Source organism: Stenotrophomonas sp. (assembly GCF_031995405.1).
GTDB lineage: Bacteria > Pseudomonadota > Gammaproteobacteria > Xanthomonadales > Xanthomonadaceae > Stenotrophomonas.
In genome coordinates, this window is record NZ_DAMAGC010000038.1 from 1 (window position 1) to 17,132 (window position 17,132).

Genomic DNA, 17,132 nt, shown 5'->3' on the forward strand with positions numbered 1-17,132 from the left:
CCCATGGTAGTGGATGCGGAACCGGCCACTGCCGGCAACCTGAAAGCGCCGTTCAAGGAACGGGCCGGCCGGGTGGCGGATGCAGGCCCTGCGAGCGCCAACCGCGGGTAGAGCCACCCCATGGGTGGCTGCCGCGCCGACCCATCCCGAGAGCAGCCACCCATGGGGTGGCTCTACCGGTTTGGCCTGCCGTCCCCTATTCCCGGGGCGCGGCGGTGGAGCCCCGCACCATCAAGCTGAAATCCAGCGTTTGCTGGAGCGGCACATCGACCCGTTCGATGATGGCGAGCAGCAGGTTCACCGAACGCTCGCCGATCTCCCGCATGGGTTGCCTGATGGTCGTCAACGGCGGCGTGAGGTACCGGGATGAGGCCAGGTCGTCGAAGCCGACGATGGACAGATCCTCGGGCACGCGGATGCCCCTCTCCCGGCAGGCCGCCAGCACGCCCAGCGCCATCTGGTCGCTGAAGCAGAACACGGCGGTCGGCACCTTCGCGCTGCTCAACAGCGCCACCCCGGCCGCATGCCCGGATTCCACGGAGAAGTCGCCCGGCGCGATGCTGAGGCTACGCAGGCGGCCGCGCGCCTTGCCGACGGCCCGGACCCCTTCCAGCCGTTGCAGGTGCAGGGGATTGTCAGGCGGCCCGCCCACCACGGCGATCCGCGCGTGCCCCAGCCCATACAGGTGTTCCATCACGGCGCGCGCGGCGGCGGCGTTGTCGATGTGGACGCTGGGGATGCCCAGCGCCGGATCGAACTCGCATCCATTGACCACTGGCGCGGCGGCCCCCAGTTGCTGGACGATCTCGCGCGCCGTCGGTGGAAGGCGATGCCCCAGCACGATCAGGCCATCGGCCTCGTTGCGCCGGAGCATCTGCGCGTAGCGCTCTTCGCGGTCGGAGCTGTGCTGGGTATCGCCCAGCAGGACGGCGTAACCGACGGCCTGCGCCGCGTCCTCCGCACCCTGCAGGATCTGGGCGAAGAACGGATTGGCAATGTCCGGGACGGTGACCAGCAGCTTGCCGCTGCGCTGGGTCTTGAGCGTCCTGGCCACCGTGTTGGGGACATAGCCCAGCGCCGCGGCGGCCTGCTCGATACGCGTGCGCGTGGCCGGCAGGACTTTTTCCGGCCGGGAAAGCGCCCGCGACACCGTGCCTGCGGAGACGCCAACGTGCTTTGCAATGTCGTAGATGGTGGCCATGGTTCCAGTTCTTAGTTGCACTGTGCAGTGCACAACAGGTCTTGCGGGACGCCCATGCTAGGATAAATGCAATCGATTGCATCGGGGGCGAATCACGTTGAAGACGCTCAAGGGTCCGGCGCTGTTCCTGGCGCAGTTCATCGGCGACACACCTCCGTTTGATCGGCTGGACACGCTGGCCAGGTGGGCCTCGGGCCTGGGCTATTCTGGCGTACAAGTACCGACCAGCGCGCCCCACGTGTTCGACCTGGCCGAGGCCGCGCGCAGCCAGGCGTATTGCGACGACATCACCGACATGCTCGCCGGTCATGGTCTGCAGATCACCGAGCTGTCCACCCACCTGCAAGGGCAGCTGGTCGCGGTCCATCCCGCTTACGACAGCCTGTTCGACGGATTCGCGCCGCCGGACAAGCGCGGCGATCCGGCCGCCCGCCAAGCCTGGGCGGTGGAACAGTTGATGCTCGCGGCCAAGGCCAGCGAGCGTCTTGGGTTGACCGCGCATGCCACCTTCTCCGGCGCGCTGGCCTGGCCTTACTTCTATCCCTGGCCGCAACGCCCACCGGGACTGGTGGACGAAGCTTTCGCCGAACTCGGCCGGCGCTGGCGCCCCATTCTGGATGCCTTCGATGCCTGCGGCGTGGACCTGTGCTTCGAGATCCATCCGGGCGAGGACCTGCACGATGGCGCGACGTTCGAGCGATTCCTCGACGTGGTGGACCACCACCCTCGTGCCAGGATGCTGTACGACCCCAGCCACCTGCTGCTGCAGCAGATCGACTACCTCGGCTTCATCGACCGCTACCACGCGCGCATCGGCATCTTCCACGTCAAGGATGCGGAGTATCGCGCCAGTGCGCGCAGTGGCGTCTATGGGGGATACCAGGACTGGATCGATCGTCCCGGACGGTTCCGTTCACTCGGAGACGGCCAGATCGACTTCAAGGCGATCTTCTCCAAATTCGCGCAATACGATTTCCCCGGCTGGGCGGTACTGGAGTGGGAGTGCTGCCTGAAGCACCCGGAAGACGGCGCGCGTGAGGGCGCAGCCTTCATCCGCGACCACATCATCCGCGTCACCGAGCGCGCCTTCGACGACTTTGCCGATAGCGGCGCGGATCCGGACACACTGCGCCGCATGCTGGGAATCTGAGCCACGACCGCCTGGGAGGGCAGCCATGACGCACACCATGTCGCGCTTGGGCGCGATGATGTTTCTGCAGTTCTTCATATGGGGGGCATGGTTCGTCACCCTGGGGACGTACCTGGTGCAGGGCCCGCTCCAGGCCAGCGCCAGCCAGGTGGCGACGGCCTTCCTCAGCCAGTCCATCGGCGCCATCGTGGCGCCCTTCCTGGTGGGCCTGGTGGCAGATCGCTATTTCGCCGCGCAGCGCATCCTCGCGATCCTGCACCTGGCCGGCGCGGTGCTCATGTGGCTGGCATCCACGGCGACGGACTTCGGCACGTTCTCCGCATGCGTAATGGGGTACATGCTGCTGTTCATGCCGACCCTGGCACTGGCCAACAGCGTGGCGATGCGACACATGCAGTCGCCTGAAAAGCAGTTTCCGCTGGTGCGGGTGGCCGGCAGCATCGGCTGGATCGTGGCGGGTGTGCTGATCGGTTGGCTCGGCTGGGAACAGGCCCATCGGCTCGAGCTGACGTTCCGGATGGCCGCGATGGCCTCTCTCGCCCTGGGCCTGTACGCCTTCACCCTGCCGCACACGCCGCCGCTGGCGCAACAGCGCGACGCCGGGGTGGGGCAGATCCTCGGGCTGGACTCGCTCCGACTTCTGAAGTCGCGCTCCTACCTGGTGTTCTTCCTGGCGTCCATCGCCATCTGCATCCCGCTGGCGTTCTACTACAACTTCACCAATCCGTATCTCAACGACCTGGGCGTGCGCGGCGCCGCCGGCCTGCAGTCGCTGGGCCAGGTGTCCGAAGTGCTGCTGATGCTGGCCATGCCGTTCCTGTTCGTACGGTTGGGGGTCAAGACGATGCTGGCGGTGGGCATGGCGGCATGGGTAGTGCGCTACGCCCTGTTCGCGTTCGGCGATGCGGGCGGCGGCTTCTCGCTGATCGTGATCGGGATCGTGCTGCACGGCATCTGCTACGACTTCTTCTTCGTCACCGGCCAGATCTACACCGATGCGCATGCCGGCCCCGCCGCGCGCAGCAGCGCGCAGGGCTTCATCACCCTGGCCACCTACGGCGTGGGCATGTTGATCGGTACGTTCCTGTCCGGCGCGGTGGTGGAGCACTACACCACCGCCACCGGTCCGGACTGGCAGCAGATCTGGCTGTTCCCGGCAGGGGTCGCGCTGCTGGTGCTGATCGCCTTCCTCCTGCTGTTCCGCGACCGGCCGGTGGTCACGGCCGCGACCACCACGTCCTGAGGATCCACCGGATGCGCAAGCTTGGAGTCGCCATCATCGGTACAGGCATGATCGGGGCCGTGCATCGTCGCGCGGCCCTGCTGGCCGGCGCCGAGGTCCGCGGTGTTGCCGCCTCGTCCCCGCAGCGCGCGCACGACGTGGCGCAGGCGTGGAATCTGCCGCGCGCCTATCGTGACATCGACGACGTGCTCGCCGATCCGCAGGTCCAGGTCGTGCACGTCTGCACGCCCAACCACCTGCACCGCGCCATGTCGCAGGCGGCGCTGGAAGCGGGCAAGCACGTGATCTGCGAGAAGCCGCTGGCCACCACATTGGATGACGCCCAGGCGTTGGCGTCATTGGCCGCCTCGACCGGGCTCGTCGCCACGGTGCCCTTCGTCTACCGCTACCACCCGGTGATCCGCGAAGCGCGCGCCCGCATCGCGCAGGGCGAACTGGGACCCCTGCGCCTGATTCACGGCAGCTACCTGCAGGACTGGCTGCTGGACCCGGCCAGCAACAACTGGCGTGTGGATCCGGCCCTGGGCGGCGCGTCGCGCGTGTTCGCCGACATCGGCTCGCACTGGTGCGACCTGGTGGAATGGGTGGGCGGGGAGCGTTTCGTCGAGGTCAGCGCGGCGTTCGCCACGGTGATTGCCGAGCGCGGCTCCCTTGCCGGGCAGAGCTTCAGCGCGCCCGCGGCGGGCGGCGCGATGCAGGCTGTAGCGAGCGAGGATGTGGCCGCGGCAATGTTCAGGACCGGTGCGGGTACGCTGGCGTCATTGACCGTCAGCCAGGTGTCGGCGGGACGCCGCAATCGCCTCTGGTTCGAGATCGATGGCGCCAAGGCCAGCGTGGCGTTCAACCAGGAGGACGCCGAACGGCTGTGGATCGGCCTGCCCGACCAGCGCGAGGAAGTCTTCGTGCGCGGCCCCGGCGCAGGCAGTGCCGAACAACGCCGCCTGTCGGTGTTGCCGGCCGGCCACGCGCAGGGCTACGCCACGTGCTTCGAGGCCTTTGTCGCCGACACCTATCGCGCCATCGACGGCGAGCAGCCCCAGGGCCTGCCCACCTTCGACGACGGATTGCGCTCGGCGCTGATCGTTGATCGTGTCATCGCTTCGGCCAGGACACGCGCCTGGACCGCCATCGACTGAATCCCGGGAGACTGCTGGATGAACACCCCTGTACGCACGACCGCGACACTTGCACTGCTGTTCCTCGCGGCACTGCCCGCCTTCGCACGCGACGTCGCCGGAGCGCAACTGCCCATCGCGGTGCAGATGTATACGCTGCGCGATGCCGGCACGCTCGACCAACAGTTGAAGATTGTCCACGACGCAGGCGTGGGCGCGGTGGAGACTGTCGGCACGCAGAACGTCAGTTCGGTGGAACTCAAGCGGCTGCTGGACAGGTATTCGATCAAGGCAATTTCCTCCCACGTGCAGTTGGATGAACTGCGCAAGGACCTTGACGGCGTCGTGGCCTTCAACCGGTCCATCGGCAACACAACGCTGGTGGTGCCGTACCTGGAGGAGAAGGCACGGCCGACCGATGCGGCAGGCTGGACCGCATTGGGCAGGGAACTGGGCGGTATCGCGACGCGGGCGCGGGCCGGCGGGATGCGGCTGGCCTACCACAACCACGACTTCGAGCTGGTCGACTTCGATGGCAGGACCGGCCTGGAACTGCTGTTCGCCGCGGCCGGCCCCGACCTGCAGACCGAGCTGGACCTGGCCTGGGTCGCGCGTGCGGGCCATGACCCGGCGGTGATGCTGGCAAAATTCCGCGGCCGCCTGTTCGCGGTGCACGCCAAGGACAATGCGCCCAAAGGCCAGGCCGAAGACGAAGGGGGCTTCGCTGCCGTGGGCCAGGGCGTCCTGGACTGGAAGGCCATCCTGCCTGCCGCCGCCGATGCCGGCGTCCAGTGGTACATCGTCGAGCACGACCATCCGCGTGATCCGGCCAAGGTCATCCAGGCGTCGGCGGACTACCTGCGCACCCACCTGCCCGCCAGCCTGCCCGCCCGCGCAGCGCGCTAGCCAGCCAAGGAGTCCCCCTTGAACACTCGTTTGACACTGACCGCGACCCTGGCCGTACTGCTATCGGGTGCGACGCTTGCGACTACGGCATGGTCCAAGGACGCCCCTGCGGCCGGGGCAGCGCTCTACGCCACCCATTGCACGGCCTGCCATGGTGCAGATCGCGCCGGCGTTCCGCCCACCTTCCCGGCGCTCACCGAGGTGGCCAAGCGGCTGCAGCCGGCGCAGATCAAGGAGAAGATAAAAAAGGGCGGCGGGTTGATGCCGCCCTTTTCCCAGCTGTCCGAACAGGAGATCGACGACCTGGCCAGCTACCTGGCGCACTAGGGTTCCGGTGCCGGCCCCTGCGGGCCGGCATTACAGTTCGCGCACCCAGATGTTGCGGTAGCTGACCCTGGAATCGTGCTCCTGCAGGTAGATCGGCGCGCAGGTATGCGGCGCATACGAAGGCGCGCCGATGAACTCGGTCTTGCCCGAGATAACGGTGTCGTCCTGCACCAGGACGCCGTTGTGCAGCACGGTGATGCGGGCGGGTGAGATGAGCCCGCCTCCCTGCGAGAAACGGGGCGCCTTCCAGATGACGTCGTAGGCCTACCACTGCCCCGGCGCACGCGAGGCATTCACCCGTGGCATCGCCTGCTTGTAGATCGAGCCGGCCTGGCCGTTGGCGTAAGTGGGGTTGTTGTAGCTGTCCAGCACCTGCAGCTCGTACAGCTCCTGCAGGAAGATGCCGCTGTTACCCCGGTTCTGACCGTCGAATCCTTTCGTGTCGGTGGGCGTGCGCCACTCGACATGGAGTTGGATGTCGCAGAAGCGCTGCCGGGTACGGATGCCCTTGCTGCCCGGAACCACTGTGAGTGCACCATCGGCCACGCGCCAAGGTACGCGTCCGCCCTGCTCCGACTCCCAGGCGGAGACATCGTCGCCGTCGAACAGCACGATCGCGTCGGAGGGCGCCCCCCCTTGAGGCGTGGACACGACCGCAGGCACGGGGGTCCACACCTCGGTCTTCGTTGGATCGCGCGCGGGATCGGTATCGGCCTGTGCAAACACAGATGCCGTGGCCAGCAGGCCAGCTGCAACCTGGAGAGGCCTGATCAACGTGTTGCGGTTCATCAGTTGGTCCCCCAGGCGGGCGTGCCAGGAACATAGGCCAGGTCGCCGTCGTAGCGGCCCGGTACTGCGACGTAGCGCAGCACGTCGGTCGCGCCGACCTTCGAGGTGAAGAAGCCGAAGATGGCGAGCTGCTTGATCATGGTGAAGTAATGCGGCATCGCTTCGTCCGCATTGGCGGTGCCGGTTTCGTTCACCTCGACAACGCGTTTGCTGGCCTCTGCATCCAGGGTACGCAGCAGCTCGGCACGGGCCTGCGGCGCGAGCGCTACGAATCGGCCACCGGCACGCGTGTCGATATCGGCCAGCCCGGCGCGGAACGTGGCCTGCTGCCGTGCGGTGTAGCAATCGGTGACGAATTGCGCCATGAACAGGCCAGTGGCGGCGTCCTTCGCGCCCGGCGTATGGGTGCGCGGCAGGATGGTCTCGGCGATTTCGTCGAGCGTGCCGACGTCTGCAGCGGAGAAGGTGTTCTTCGCCGCTGCGGCGGGTGCCTGGCCGCTGGCGAGCGCGGGCAAGCCGATCATGGCCGCGCCGGTGGCGGCGACGATCATCTTCAGGAGGTCGCGGCGTTCCATCACAGGCTCCCTGCGTTCAGTTCGCGCACGGCATGATCTGCTGCCCGTGCCGTCAGCGCCATGTAGGTCAGCGAGGGATTCACGCAGGCACTCGACGTCATGCAGGCGCCGTCCGTGACATACACGTTGGGTGCATCCCAGACCTGGTTGTGCTGGTTGAGCACCGAGCTGCGGCGGTCACGGCCCATGCGCGCGGTCCCCATTTCGTGGATGCCCTTGCCCGGTGCATAGTCGTTGTCGTGCATTTCCACGTCCTTGACCCCGGCCGCCTCGAGCATCTCGGCGGCATCGGCGGCCATGTCCTTGCGCATGGCCATTTCGTTGGCGCGCATCGAAACGTCCATCGCCAAGATGGGCAACCCCCACTTGTCCTTGCGCTGCGCGTCCAGGCGGATCGTATTGTCGTGGTGCGGCAGCATTTCGCCGAAGCCGGTCATGCCGATGCGCCAATCACCGGGCAGGGTCAGCGCCTCCTTCAGGTCGGCGCCGATATTCAACTCGGCGATCTCGCGCGACCACCCGTTGCGACTGGCGCCGCCTTGATAGCCAAACCCACGCGTGTAGCCACGTTTATCGGCGGCGACATTGCGGAAACGCGGAATGTAGAAGCCGCACGGTCGACGGCCGAAGTAGTACTTGTCGTCGTAGCCCTCGACCCGGCCGGAGGCACCGGCGCCGAAATGATGGTCCATCACGTTGTGCCCAAGCTCGCCGGACGACGAGCCCAACCCGCCGTCCCATACATCGGTGGCCGAGTTCATCAGCAGCCAGGTTGAATTGAAGGAGGACGCGTTGAGGAAGATGACCTTGGCCGTGTACTGGTAGATCTGCCCGCTTTCCGCATCGATGATTTCCACGCCGCGTGCGCGCTTGCGGTCCTTGTCGTAGAGCACTTCCTTGACGATCGAAAACGGCCGCAAGGTCAGGTTTCCGGTCTTCATGGCCGCCGGCAGCGTCGCCGCCTGGGTCGAGAAGTAGGCACCGAAGGGACAGCCCAGGATGCACTTGTTGCGGTACTGGCAGTTGACGCGGCCCTGCTCGGGCTTGGGCTGGGTGATGTTGGCGGTGCGCGAATGGATCAGGTGCCGGGTGCCACCGAAGGCCTTCTTGATCCGCGCGGCCACGTCCTTCTCGACGATGTTCAGCGGGATCGGCGGCAGGAATTCGCCGTCCGGCAATACGTCCAGCCCCTCGCGCGTGCCGGCGATGCCGGCGAATTTCTCCACGTGGTCGTACCAAGGGGCGATGTCGGCATAACGGATCGGCCAATCGGTGGCGATGCCCTCCCTGAGATTCGCCTCGAAATCCAGGTCCGACAGGCGATAGCTCTGCCGCCCCCACATCAGCGAGCGACCGCCGACGTGGTAACCGCGGAACCAGTCGAACCGCTTGGTTTCGATGTACGGCGATTCCTTTTCGTTGGCCCACATTCCCTCGAGGTTCTCGGCAAGCGCGTAGTCGCGCATCAACACCGGGTAGTCGGCCTTCATCGCCTGGGTTGGCCGGTTGCGGTGTGGGAAATCCCACGGCTCCTTCATCGCGTTGACGTAGTCCTTGACGTGCTCGATGTTGCGTCCGCGTTCCAGCATCAGGACCTTGAGGCCTTTCTCGGTCAGTTCCTTCGCCGCCCAACCGCCACTGATGCCGGAGCCAACGACGATGGCGTCGTAATGATTGTCTGCCATGGGTTCTGCTTCACCTGGGTAGAGAGTGTTTCAGACATCGCAGAGGCGGATCGCCTCGCGCAGCGAGCCGACGGGATCCGGCGCCGCAGGCATGAACTCCTGCGCCAGATAGCCATCGAAACCGGTGTCGCGGATCGCGCGACAGATGGCGGGATAGTGGAGCTCCTGTTGATCTCCGATCTCGTGCCGGCCAGGCACGCCTGCGGTGTGGTAGTGCTTGAAGCACGCGTGATGCTTTCCGATGGTGGCGATGATGTCGCCCTCCATGATCTGCATGTGGTAGATGTCGTACAACAGACCAAAATGATCCGAGCCGAGCCGTTGGCACAGCTCCACGCCCCATGCGGTGTGGTCGCACAGGTAGTCGGGATGATCGACCTTGGAGTTCAGCAGTTCCATCACCAGCACGACGCCGCGTTTTTCGGCATGCCCAAGGATGCGTTTGAGCCCGGCCTCGGCATGGGCCATGCCTTCCTGGGGGTCCATGCCGTTGCGGTTGCCGGAAAAGCAGATGAGGTTGCGGTAGCCGGCATCGGCCACCAGGTCGATGTGCCGCAGGTAGCGCGCCACCAGCTGATCATGGAACTGGCGACCGGCAAAGCCCTTGTCCAGGCCCAGTTCCGCGCCGTTGCACATGGCGCTGTACACCCCGCTGGCCTTCAGCGTGGGCCAGTCCTCCGGGCCAACCAGGTCGATGGCGGCAAAACCAATGCCCCGCACCGTCTGGCAGAGCTGGGCCACCGATAACTGCGGGAAGGTCCAACGGGCGACGGAGTGCTTCAGGTTGCCCTTGAGGGGCGCAGCGGCGGCGGGCGCAGGCAGTACGGCCAAAGCGCCCAGGCCCAGGCCCCCGGCGACCGCCATGCGCAGCGCCTCTCTCCGCGTGAGCCCCTGGGCCGGGACCGGTTCGATCAAAGGGATGGACATCCACCTTCCGGCCTCCCAACCGGCATCAAACGCAACCATTCACCGCAATGCAATCGATTGCACCATAGAGGAGCAAATCCAGCCAATGCAAGTCGCACTGCACGAAACCGCATGTTGCAGGGCACAATGCCGCGGTCCGTCGCGTAGCCCGTCACCACGCGATAGATGGCAGGAAAAAGCAAAAGGCCCGCGGTGAGGCGGGCCTTTGCGTGTGCATCTGGCGACGGAGGCTTAGAACGGAATATCGTCGTCAGCGAAGTCGTCCATCGGCGGTGCCGACTGCGCCGGTGCCTGCTGCGGACGCTGCTGGCCGTAACCGCCGCCCTGCCCGCCCTGGCGCTGACCGCCGCCACCGCCGCCGTACTCCTGGCGCGGAGCCTGCTGGCGCTGCGGACGCTCGCCGCCACCGTAGTTGCCACCGCCGGCGGCAGCACCGCCACCGCCGCCGCCTTCACCGCGGCCGCCCAGCATCTGCATTTCGTCGGCAATGATGTCGGTGGAGTACTTCTCCACGCCGTCCTGGCCGGTGTACTTGTCGTAGCGCAGGCTGCCTTCGACGTAGACCGAGCTGCCCTTGCGCAGGTACTCACCGGCAATTTCGCCGAGCTTGCCGAAGAACACCACGCGGTGCCATTCGGTGCGCTCCTGCTGGTTGCCATCCTTGTCCTTGCGGACGCTGGTGGTGGCCAGGCTGATGCGGGTGATCGCCATGCCGCCTTGGGTGTACTTCACGTCCGGGTCGTTGCCGAGGTTGCCGACCAGGATGACTTTGTTGATGCCGCGCGCCATAGGGTTGCTCTTCCGTTGTCCGAGGGCAGACCGCAGTCATATCACAGCCCCGGGCGGGGTGCCGATACGCGGGGCTGCCCCAGGTGAAATTGGGGGGTCCAGAAGGCACCATCTTACCATTGCCGCCGTCCCCGGCCCTGTCGGGATTGCGCCCGAAACCGACCAGATTCCTCCGCGCGCCAAGGGCGGCAAGGGCGCCGACGGGTTTGCACAGGCGCTGGGCTGGCCCTGCCAAGGCCCGCCGGCCGGGCGCCTTTCGGGCGGGCCATCGCCTTGCCGCGCATGGCATCATGCAGGTCGTCGTCCCCGCCGTACCCCCGCAATGACCATCCGAGGCAAAGCCACTTCCCTGGACATCGCCCACCTGGCCGGGGTGTCGCAGCCGACCGTCTCACGCGCCCTGCGCGGCAGCCCGATGGTCAACCCCGAAACCCGCGAGCGCATCCTGCGCATCGCCCGGGAGCTGAACTACAAGGTCGACAAGAACGCCTCCAGCCTGCGCCTGCGCAATGCCGGCACGCTGGCGCTGCTGTTCTTCGAGGACCCCACCAACGACGACTCGCTGATCAACCCGTTCTTCCACGCCATGCTCGGCTCGATCACCCGCGCCTGCGCGCTGCGTGGCTACGACCTGCTGGTGTCCTTCCAGCAGCTGTCCACCGACTGGCAGGCCGATTACGAAGACAGCAACAAGGCCGACGGGATCATCCTGCTCGGTTACGGCGATTACCACGAGTCGCGCGAGCGGCTGCAGCGGCTGGTCGAGCAAGGCACCCATTTCGTGCGCTGGGGCGCGGCCCTGCCCGACCAGCCCGGGGTCTCGATCGGCAGCGACAACTTCCAGGGCGGCTTCGACATCACCGCGCACCTGCTGGACCAGGGCTGCCGACGGATTGCCTTCATCGGCCATGCGTCCAGCCATTACCCGGAATTCGAGGAGCGCTATCGCGGCCATGTCGCAGCGATGGCCGCACGCGGGATCACCGCCGAGCCGGGCCTGCAGCACGATGCGATCACCACCGAGCAGGACGGGTTCGATGCCTGCCACGCCTTGCTGGCACGCGGTGAGAACGTGGACGGCGTGTTCGCGGCCAGCGATCTGATCGCGATCGGGGCGATGCGGGCGCTGCGCGAACAGGGCCTGCGCATCCCGCAGGACGTGGCGCTGGCCGGCTTCGACGACATTCCGCTGGCGGCGTCGGTGTCGCCCACGCTGACCACCGTGCAGCAGGACACCAAGCAGGCCGGGCAACTGCTGGTGGAGAAGCTGCTGGCGCTGATCAACGGCGAGACGGTGGACGGGCAGACGATCGCGGTGAAGCAGGTGCTGCGGGAATCGTCACGGCGCGGTTGAGGCGCCCTGTGCCGGTTCATTCACGAAGAAACAACCATTGCGCGTCAATGCGCTCGTCGTGCACATCCTGCGCGCGTGCAAAGCCGATGGTGCCGTGGTGGCGTACCACGGTGGACTGGTCGAGATAACCCCGCATGAGTGCGCTGTCCAGCTTTGGATGGAATCGCAGGCGCTCGCCTTCCAGCGTCCAGGTTCCGGCACTCCTGCCATCGGTGCCAAGGCACCCGGACCATTCTCCGGTGTAGGTACCGTCGGCATGCAGGCGCACGTAAACCACGCGTCCCAATCCGTCGCCGCTGTAGTACGTGCCCGGCACCTGACTATTGCTGAGCCGCGCGGTCGCGTCGCTTGCGCAACCGTTCAGGACGAGGCTGGCCGACAGGCCCAGTAGAGCAACGACACGTTTCATCGTCTTCCCTGCGATGGCAGCTGCCCCATTCTACCCCTACCATGACTTCCGGCGGATTGTGAATGGGTAAGCTTGGCGGGATAACAGCGTATCGCACACGGAAAGGTGTCCGCCCATGCTGCAGATCCGCTCGCTGTCCAAGACCTACGCCAACGGTGTGCACGCGCTCGACGGGGTGACGCTCGATATCCCGCGCGGCATGTTCGGCCTGCTCGGCCCCAATGGAGCGGGCAAGTCCTCACTGATGCGGACCCTGTCCACGTTGCAGGAGGCCGACAGTGGCAGCGTAACCCTGGAGATTCCCGGCGAGCCGGCCATCGACGTGCTGCGCGACAAGGATGCGGTGCGGCGCCGGCTGGGCTACCTGCCGCAGGATTTCGGGGTGTATCCCAAGGTGAGCGCGCTGGATCTGCTGGAGCACTTCGCCGTGCTCAAGGGCATCACCCACAAGGGCCAGCGCCGCGAGGTGGTGGACGGGCTGCTGCAGCAGGTAAACCTGTGGGACGCGCGCAAGCGCAAGCTGGGCACCTATTCGGGCGGCATGCGCCAACGGTTCGGTATCGCCCAGGCGCTGCTCGGCGATCCACGCCTGGTGATCGTGGATGAACCCACCGCCGGCCTGGACCCGGAAGAGCGCAACCGCTTCCTCAACCTGCTGGCCGCCATCGGCGAGAATGTCGCGGTGATCCTGTCCACCCACATCGTTGAAGACGTCACCGACCTGTGCCCGAGCATGGCCATCATGAACAAGGGGCAGGTGCTGCTCACCGGCAAGCCCAGCGATGCGATCGAGGCGCTGCAGCAGCAGGTCTGGCGCAAGCAGGTGGACGCGGCCGAACTGGCCGGCTACGAGGCCAACCACGTGGTGCTGTCGACCCGGCTGGTGGGCGGGCGCCCGGTGATCCACGTGCACAGCGCGAGCGACCCGGGCGATGGTTTCCAGGCGGTCGCCCCCGACCTCGAGGATGTCTACTTCCAGCGGCTGCGCCTGCAGTCGCGCGCTGCCTGACCGGAGCGCGCCCATGATCACCGCCTTCTTCCGCTTCGAGCTGCGCGAGCAGCTCCGCTCCCCCTTGTTCTGGCTGTTGTCGCTACTGTTCGCGGCGCTGGCCTTCGCCGCGGCGTCCACCGATGCGGTGCAGATCGGCGGTGGCACCGGCAACGTGCACAGCAACGCGCCGATCGTGATCGCCCGCTTCATGGGCGTGTTCACCATGATGGGCATGCTGGTGTCGACCCTGTTCGTGAGCAATGCGCTGCTGCGCGATTTCGAACTGGGCACCGCCGAGTTGATTTTCGCCAGCCCGATCAAGCGCCGCGACTACCTGGCCGGGCGCATCCTGGCCGCGTTGTGCGCCGGCCTGCTGTTCTATCTGATCATCGCCGTTGGCCTGTTCCTGGCCCCGTTCATGCCCTGGGTGGACCCGGCGCGGATGGGGCCGGTCTCCCTGCGCGGCTACGCGTGGACGTTCGCCTTCATCGTCCTGCCCAACCTGGTGTTCACCACCGCCCTGCTGGCAATGCTGGCGGCGCTGACCCGCTCGATCCTGTGGGTGTACATCGGCCTGGTCGGTTACTTCGTGCTGTACGGAGTGAGCGCCTCGTTGCTGCGCGACATCGACAACACCTGGATCGCCACGCTGGCCGAGCCGATGGGCATGCGCGCGGTCGGGCGCACCGTGCGCTATTGGGCGGCCGAACAGAGCAACACCCAGCTGCCGCAGGTGGCCGGCTACCTGTTGGCCAACCGCGCGCTGTGGCTGGGGGTTGCCGCTGCCTTGTTCGCGGCGACGTTCGCGCTGTTCCGCACCGAGCGTAGTGGCAGCGGGCGGCGTCGCTGGGGCCGCAGGCCCGCCGCGCCGGCACCTGCAGTGTCGCGTCCCACCCAGTGGGTGGTGCCACGCATCCGCCCCGCGTTCGGCGCGGCCACGGGCTGGCAGCAGTACCTGCGACAGGTCCGCTTCGATACCGCCGGCGTGCTGCGCAGCGTGCCGTTCCTGGTGCTGCTGGTACTGGGCCTGGCCAACTTCATTCCCGGCGCGCTGACGCAGGAATCGCTGTACGGCACGCCGATCTACCCGGTCACCGCCGAAATGCTGGCCTCGCTGCAGGGCGCGTACAGCTGGCTGCTGGTGATCATCGTGCTGTTCTATGCCGGCGAGCTGGTGTGGAAAGAACGCGCGGCGCGCCTCAATGAAGTCAACGATGCGATGCCGGTGCCGAACTGGGTGCCGCTGCTGGCCAAGTTCACCGTGCTGATCGTGGTGATCGCCTGCTTCCAGGCGGTGGGCGCGGTGGTGTCGATGCTGCTGCAGCTGGGCCAGGGCTACACGCGGCTGGAGCCGCTGGTGTACCTGCAGACGCTGGCGCTGGGGTCGGTGTTCTATGTGCTGATGGGCGGCATGGCGCTGGTGCTGCAGGTGCTGACCAACAACAAGTTCGCCGGCTATGCGCTGCTGATCGTGGTGATGATCGGCCAGGTCGCCCTCGGTCTGCTGGACTACACCCAGAACCTGTACAACTTCGGCAACTGGCCCAATGCCCCGTATTCGGACATGAACGGCTTCGGCCATTTCCTGGTCGGGCAGCTGGCCTTCCAGAGTTACTGGGCGCTGCTGCTGGCCGCGCTGCTGTGCATGGCGTCCGCGTTCTGGGTGCGTGGGGTCGGGATGGGCCTGCGCCAGCGCGTCACCCTGGCGCGCCGTCGCCTGCGTGGTCCGGCCGGTGCGAGTGCGGCGCTGGCCATGGCGGCCTTCGTGGCGCTCGGCGGCTGGCTGTACTGGAACACCAACATCCGCAACGAATTCCTGTCGCCGGACCAGCAGCGCGACCTGCAAGCGCGTTACGAGCGTGAGCTGTCCAGATACCGCGACCTGCCACAACCGCGCATCGTTGCGGTGGACAACCGGGTCGACCTGCATCCGGAGACCCAGTCGGTCACCATCGATGCCGACTGGACCGTGCGCAACACCCACGCCACGCCCATCACCGACATCCATATCGCGATGGACGACGATCGCAAGCTGGTGGCCGTGGACCTCGGCGGGCAGACGCTGGGTTTCCACGATGTCGACCTGGGCTACCGCATCTATCACTTGAGCAGCCCCCTGCAGCCGGGCGAGGAGCGCCGCGTGCACTTCCGCGTGGACCAGCACCCCGATGGCATCACCGCCGGGCAGGCACCCACCGACGTGGTCGAAAACGGCAGCTTCTTCAACAGCCGCATGCTGCCCTCGTTCGGCTACGACGAGCACGCGCAGCTGGAAGACCGCAACGAGCGCCGCAAGCGCGGGCTGGGCGAGCCGACCCGCATGCCCAAGCTGGAAGATGAGGCCGCGCGTGCCAACACCTACATCTCCGACGATGCCGACTGGCTCGATTTCCGCACCACCATCTGCACCGCGCCGGACCAGATCGCGTTGGCACCGGGCTACCTGCAGGAGGAGAAGACGGTGGATGGCCGGCGCTGCTTCCGCTATGCCATGGACCGGCCGATGCTGAACTTCTACGCGTATCTGTCGGCGCGCTGGCAGGTCAAGCGCGGCATGTACAAGGACATCCCGATCGAGGTGTACTTCGATCCGCGCCACGGCTACAACGTGGACCGCATGATCGAGGCGGTGCAGAAGTCCCTGGCGTATTACGAGGCCAACTTCACCCCCTACCAGCACCGCCAGGTGCGCATCATCGAGTTCCCCGGCTACCAGAGCTTCGCGCAGTCCTTCGCCAACACGATCCCCTACTCCGAGTCGATCGGCTTCATCGCCGACCTGCGTGATCCGGAGAAGATCGACTACGTGTTCTACGTGACCGCCCATGAGATCGCGCATCAATGGTGGGCGCACCAGGTGATCGGCGCCAACGTACAGGGCGCGACGATGCTGTCCGAGTCGCTGGCGCAGTACTCGGCGCTGATGGTGATGGAGAAGGCCTACGGCCGCCAGCACATGCGGCAGTTCCTCAAGACCGAACTGGACCGCTACCTGTCCGGCCGCGGCGGCGAACGCATCGAAGAGCTGCCGCTGGAGCGTGTGGAGAACCAGCAGTACATCCACTACGAAAAAGGCTCGCTGGTGTTCTACCGCCTGCGCGAGGAGATCGGCGAGGACGCCTTGAACCGCGCGCTCAAACGTTTCCTGCAGGACAAGGGCTACCAGCAGCCGCCGTACACCACCTCGCGCGAACTGCTGGGCTACATCCGCGCCGAGACCCCGGCCGATCGCCAGGCGCTGGTGACCGACCTGTTCGAGAAAATCACCCTGTACGACAACCGCCTGCTGGACGCGAAGGCGCATAAGCGCGCCGACGGCACCTACGAGGTGACCCTCACCCTGCACGCGGAAAAGCGTTATGCCGACGGCGGCGGCAAGGAAACGCCCGGGAAGATGGACGACTGGATCGAAGTGGGGGTATTCGCCAACGCGCCCTCGGGCAAGGAGCGCGACCAGAAGGTGCTGTACCTGCAGCGCCACCACATCACCACCGACGCCCCGACCATCACCGTGGTGGTGGACGCCAAGCCGGATGAGGCCGGCTTCGATCCGTACAACAAGCTGATCGACCGGGTCAGCGATGACAACCGGCGCAAGGTGAGTCTGTAAGGCCCAGCCATGCCCGGCCGCGCGGATACGCGACGGGCCTGCATCATGCAGGCCCTGCCCC

The 17,132-nt window shown here is 66.4% G+C and carries 14 protein-coding genes and 1 pseudogene; 8 read left to right on the top strand and 7 right to left on the bottom strand.

Features of this window, described 5'->3' with window-relative positions:
* Positions 1-196: 196 nt before the first annotated feature.
* Positions 197-1,201 (bottom strand): LacI family DNA-binding transcriptional regulator, encoded by a 1,005-nt coding sequence (locus RTO53_RS09090; protein WP_312237483.1) that lies wholly within the window; start codon positions 1,199-1,201, stop codon positions 197-199.
* 97 nt (positions 1,202-1,298) lie between these two features.
* Here RTO53_RS09090 and RTO53_RS09095 point away from each other — a divergent pair, with 97 nt between their 5' ends.
* From RTO53_RS09095 to RTO53_RS09115, 5 genes are read left to right on the top strand one after another with little or no spacing between them, the layout of a single operon-like run.
* Entirely contained in the window at positions 1,299-2,351 is a 1,053-nt protein-coding gene (locus tag RTO53_RS09095; protein WP_312237484.1) for a sugar phosphate isomerase/epimerase family protein, read from the top strand.
* Positions 2,352-2,376: 25 nt separating this feature from the next.
* Entirely contained in the window at positions 2,377-3,594 is a 1,218-nt protein-coding gene (locus tag RTO53_RS09100; protein ID WP_312237485.1) for a nucleoside permease, read from the top strand.
* Positions 3,595-3,605: 11 nt separating this feature from the next.
* On the top strand, positions 3,606-4,730 hold the full coding sequence (locus RTO53_RS09105) for a Gfo/Idh/MocA family oxidoreductase (protein ID WP_312237486.1): 1,125 nt from the start codon (positions 3,606-3,608) through the stop codon (positions 4,728-4,730).
* A gap of 18 nt (positions 4,731-4,748) precedes the next feature.
* Positions 4,749-5,615, top strand: a complete 867-nt coding sequence (locus tag RTO53_RS09110; protein WP_312237487.1) for a sugar phosphate isomerase/epimerase — start codon at positions 4,749-4,751, stop codon at positions 5,613-5,615.
* An 18-nt stretch (positions 5,616-5,633) separates the two neighbouring features.
* Positions 5,634-5,942 (top strand): cytochrome c, encoded by a 309-nt coding sequence (locus RTO53_RS09115; RefSeq protein ID WP_312237488.1) that lies wholly within the window; start codon positions 5,634-5,636, stop codon positions 5,940-5,942.
* A gap of 30 nt (positions 5,943-5,972) precedes the next feature.
* Here RTO53_RS09115 and RTO53_RS09120 read toward each other — a convergent pair.
* From RTO53_RS09120 to RTO53_RS09140, 5 genes and pseudogenes are all read right to left on the bottom strand, one after another.
* Positions 5,973-6,731 (bottom strand): annotated as a pseudogene (locus RTO53_RS09120) (DUF1080 domain-containing protein).
* Positions 6,731-7,306, bottom strand: coding sequence for a gluconate 2-dehydrogenase subunit 3 family protein (locus RTO53_RS09125; protein WP_312237489.1), 576 nt, complete (start codon positions 7,304-7,306; stop codon positions 6,731-6,733). Before RTO53_RS09125 ends, RTO53_RS09120 begins: the two are co-directional and overlap by 1 nt.
* On the bottom strand, positions 7,306-8,991 hold the full coding sequence (locus tag RTO53_RS09130) for a GMC family oxidoreductase (RefSeq protein WP_312237490.1): 1,686 nt from the start codon (positions 8,989-8,991) through the stop codon (positions 7,306-7,308). Before RTO53_RS09130 ends, RTO53_RS09125 begins: the two co-directional genes overlap by 1 nt.
* A gap of 30 nt (positions 8,992-9,021) precedes the next feature.
* The gene (locus tag RTO53_RS09135) at positions 9,022-9,918 is read right to left on the bottom strand and encodes a TIM barrel protein (protein ID WP_312237505.1); all 897 of its coding nucleotides are present in this window, start codon (positions 9,916-9,918) and stop codon (positions 9,022-9,024) included.
* Positions 9,919-10,149: 231 nt separating this feature from the next.
* Positions 10,150-10,707, bottom strand: coding sequence for a single-stranded DNA-binding protein (locus RTO53_RS09140; protein WP_312237491.1), 558 nt, complete (start codon positions 10,705-10,707; stop codon positions 10,150-10,152).
* 322 nt (positions 10,708-11,029) lie between these two features.
* Between RTO53_RS09140 and RTO53_RS09145 the strand changes: the two genes are divergently transcribed.
* Positions 11,030-12,061, top strand: a complete 1,032-nt coding sequence (locus RTO53_RS09145) for a LacI family DNA-binding transcriptional regulator (RefSeq protein ID WP_312237492.1) — start codon at positions 11,030-11,032, stop codon at positions 12,059-12,061.
* 16 nt (positions 12,062-12,077) lie between these two features.
* Here RTO53_RS09145 and RTO53_RS09150 read toward each other — a convergent pair whose 3' ends face one another.
* Positions 12,078-12,470 (bottom strand): hypothetical protein, encoded by a 393-nt coding sequence (locus tag RTO53_RS09150; RefSeq protein WP_312237493.1) that lies wholly within the window; start codon positions 12,468-12,470, stop codon positions 12,078-12,080.
* Between the two features lie 115 nt (positions 12,471-12,585).
* On the opposite strand from RTO53_RS09150, the gene RTO53_RS09155 reads away from it, so the two are divergent.
* A complete protein-coding gene (locus tag RTO53_RS09155; RefSeq protein ID WP_312237494.1) occupies positions 12,586-13,479 on the top strand; it encodes an ABC transporter ATP-binding protein in 894 nt (297 codons plus the stop codon).
* Between the two features lie 13 nt (positions 13,480-13,492).
* Positions 13,493-17,071 carry a M1 family aminopeptidase gene (locus RTO53_RS09160; protein ID WP_312237495.1) on the top strand — a complete coding sequence of 1,193 codons (3,579 nt, stop codon included), beginning with the start codon at positions 13,493-13,495 and terminating at the stop codon, positions 17,069-17,071.
* The last annotated feature ends 61 nt before the right edge of the window (positions 17,072-17,132 follow it).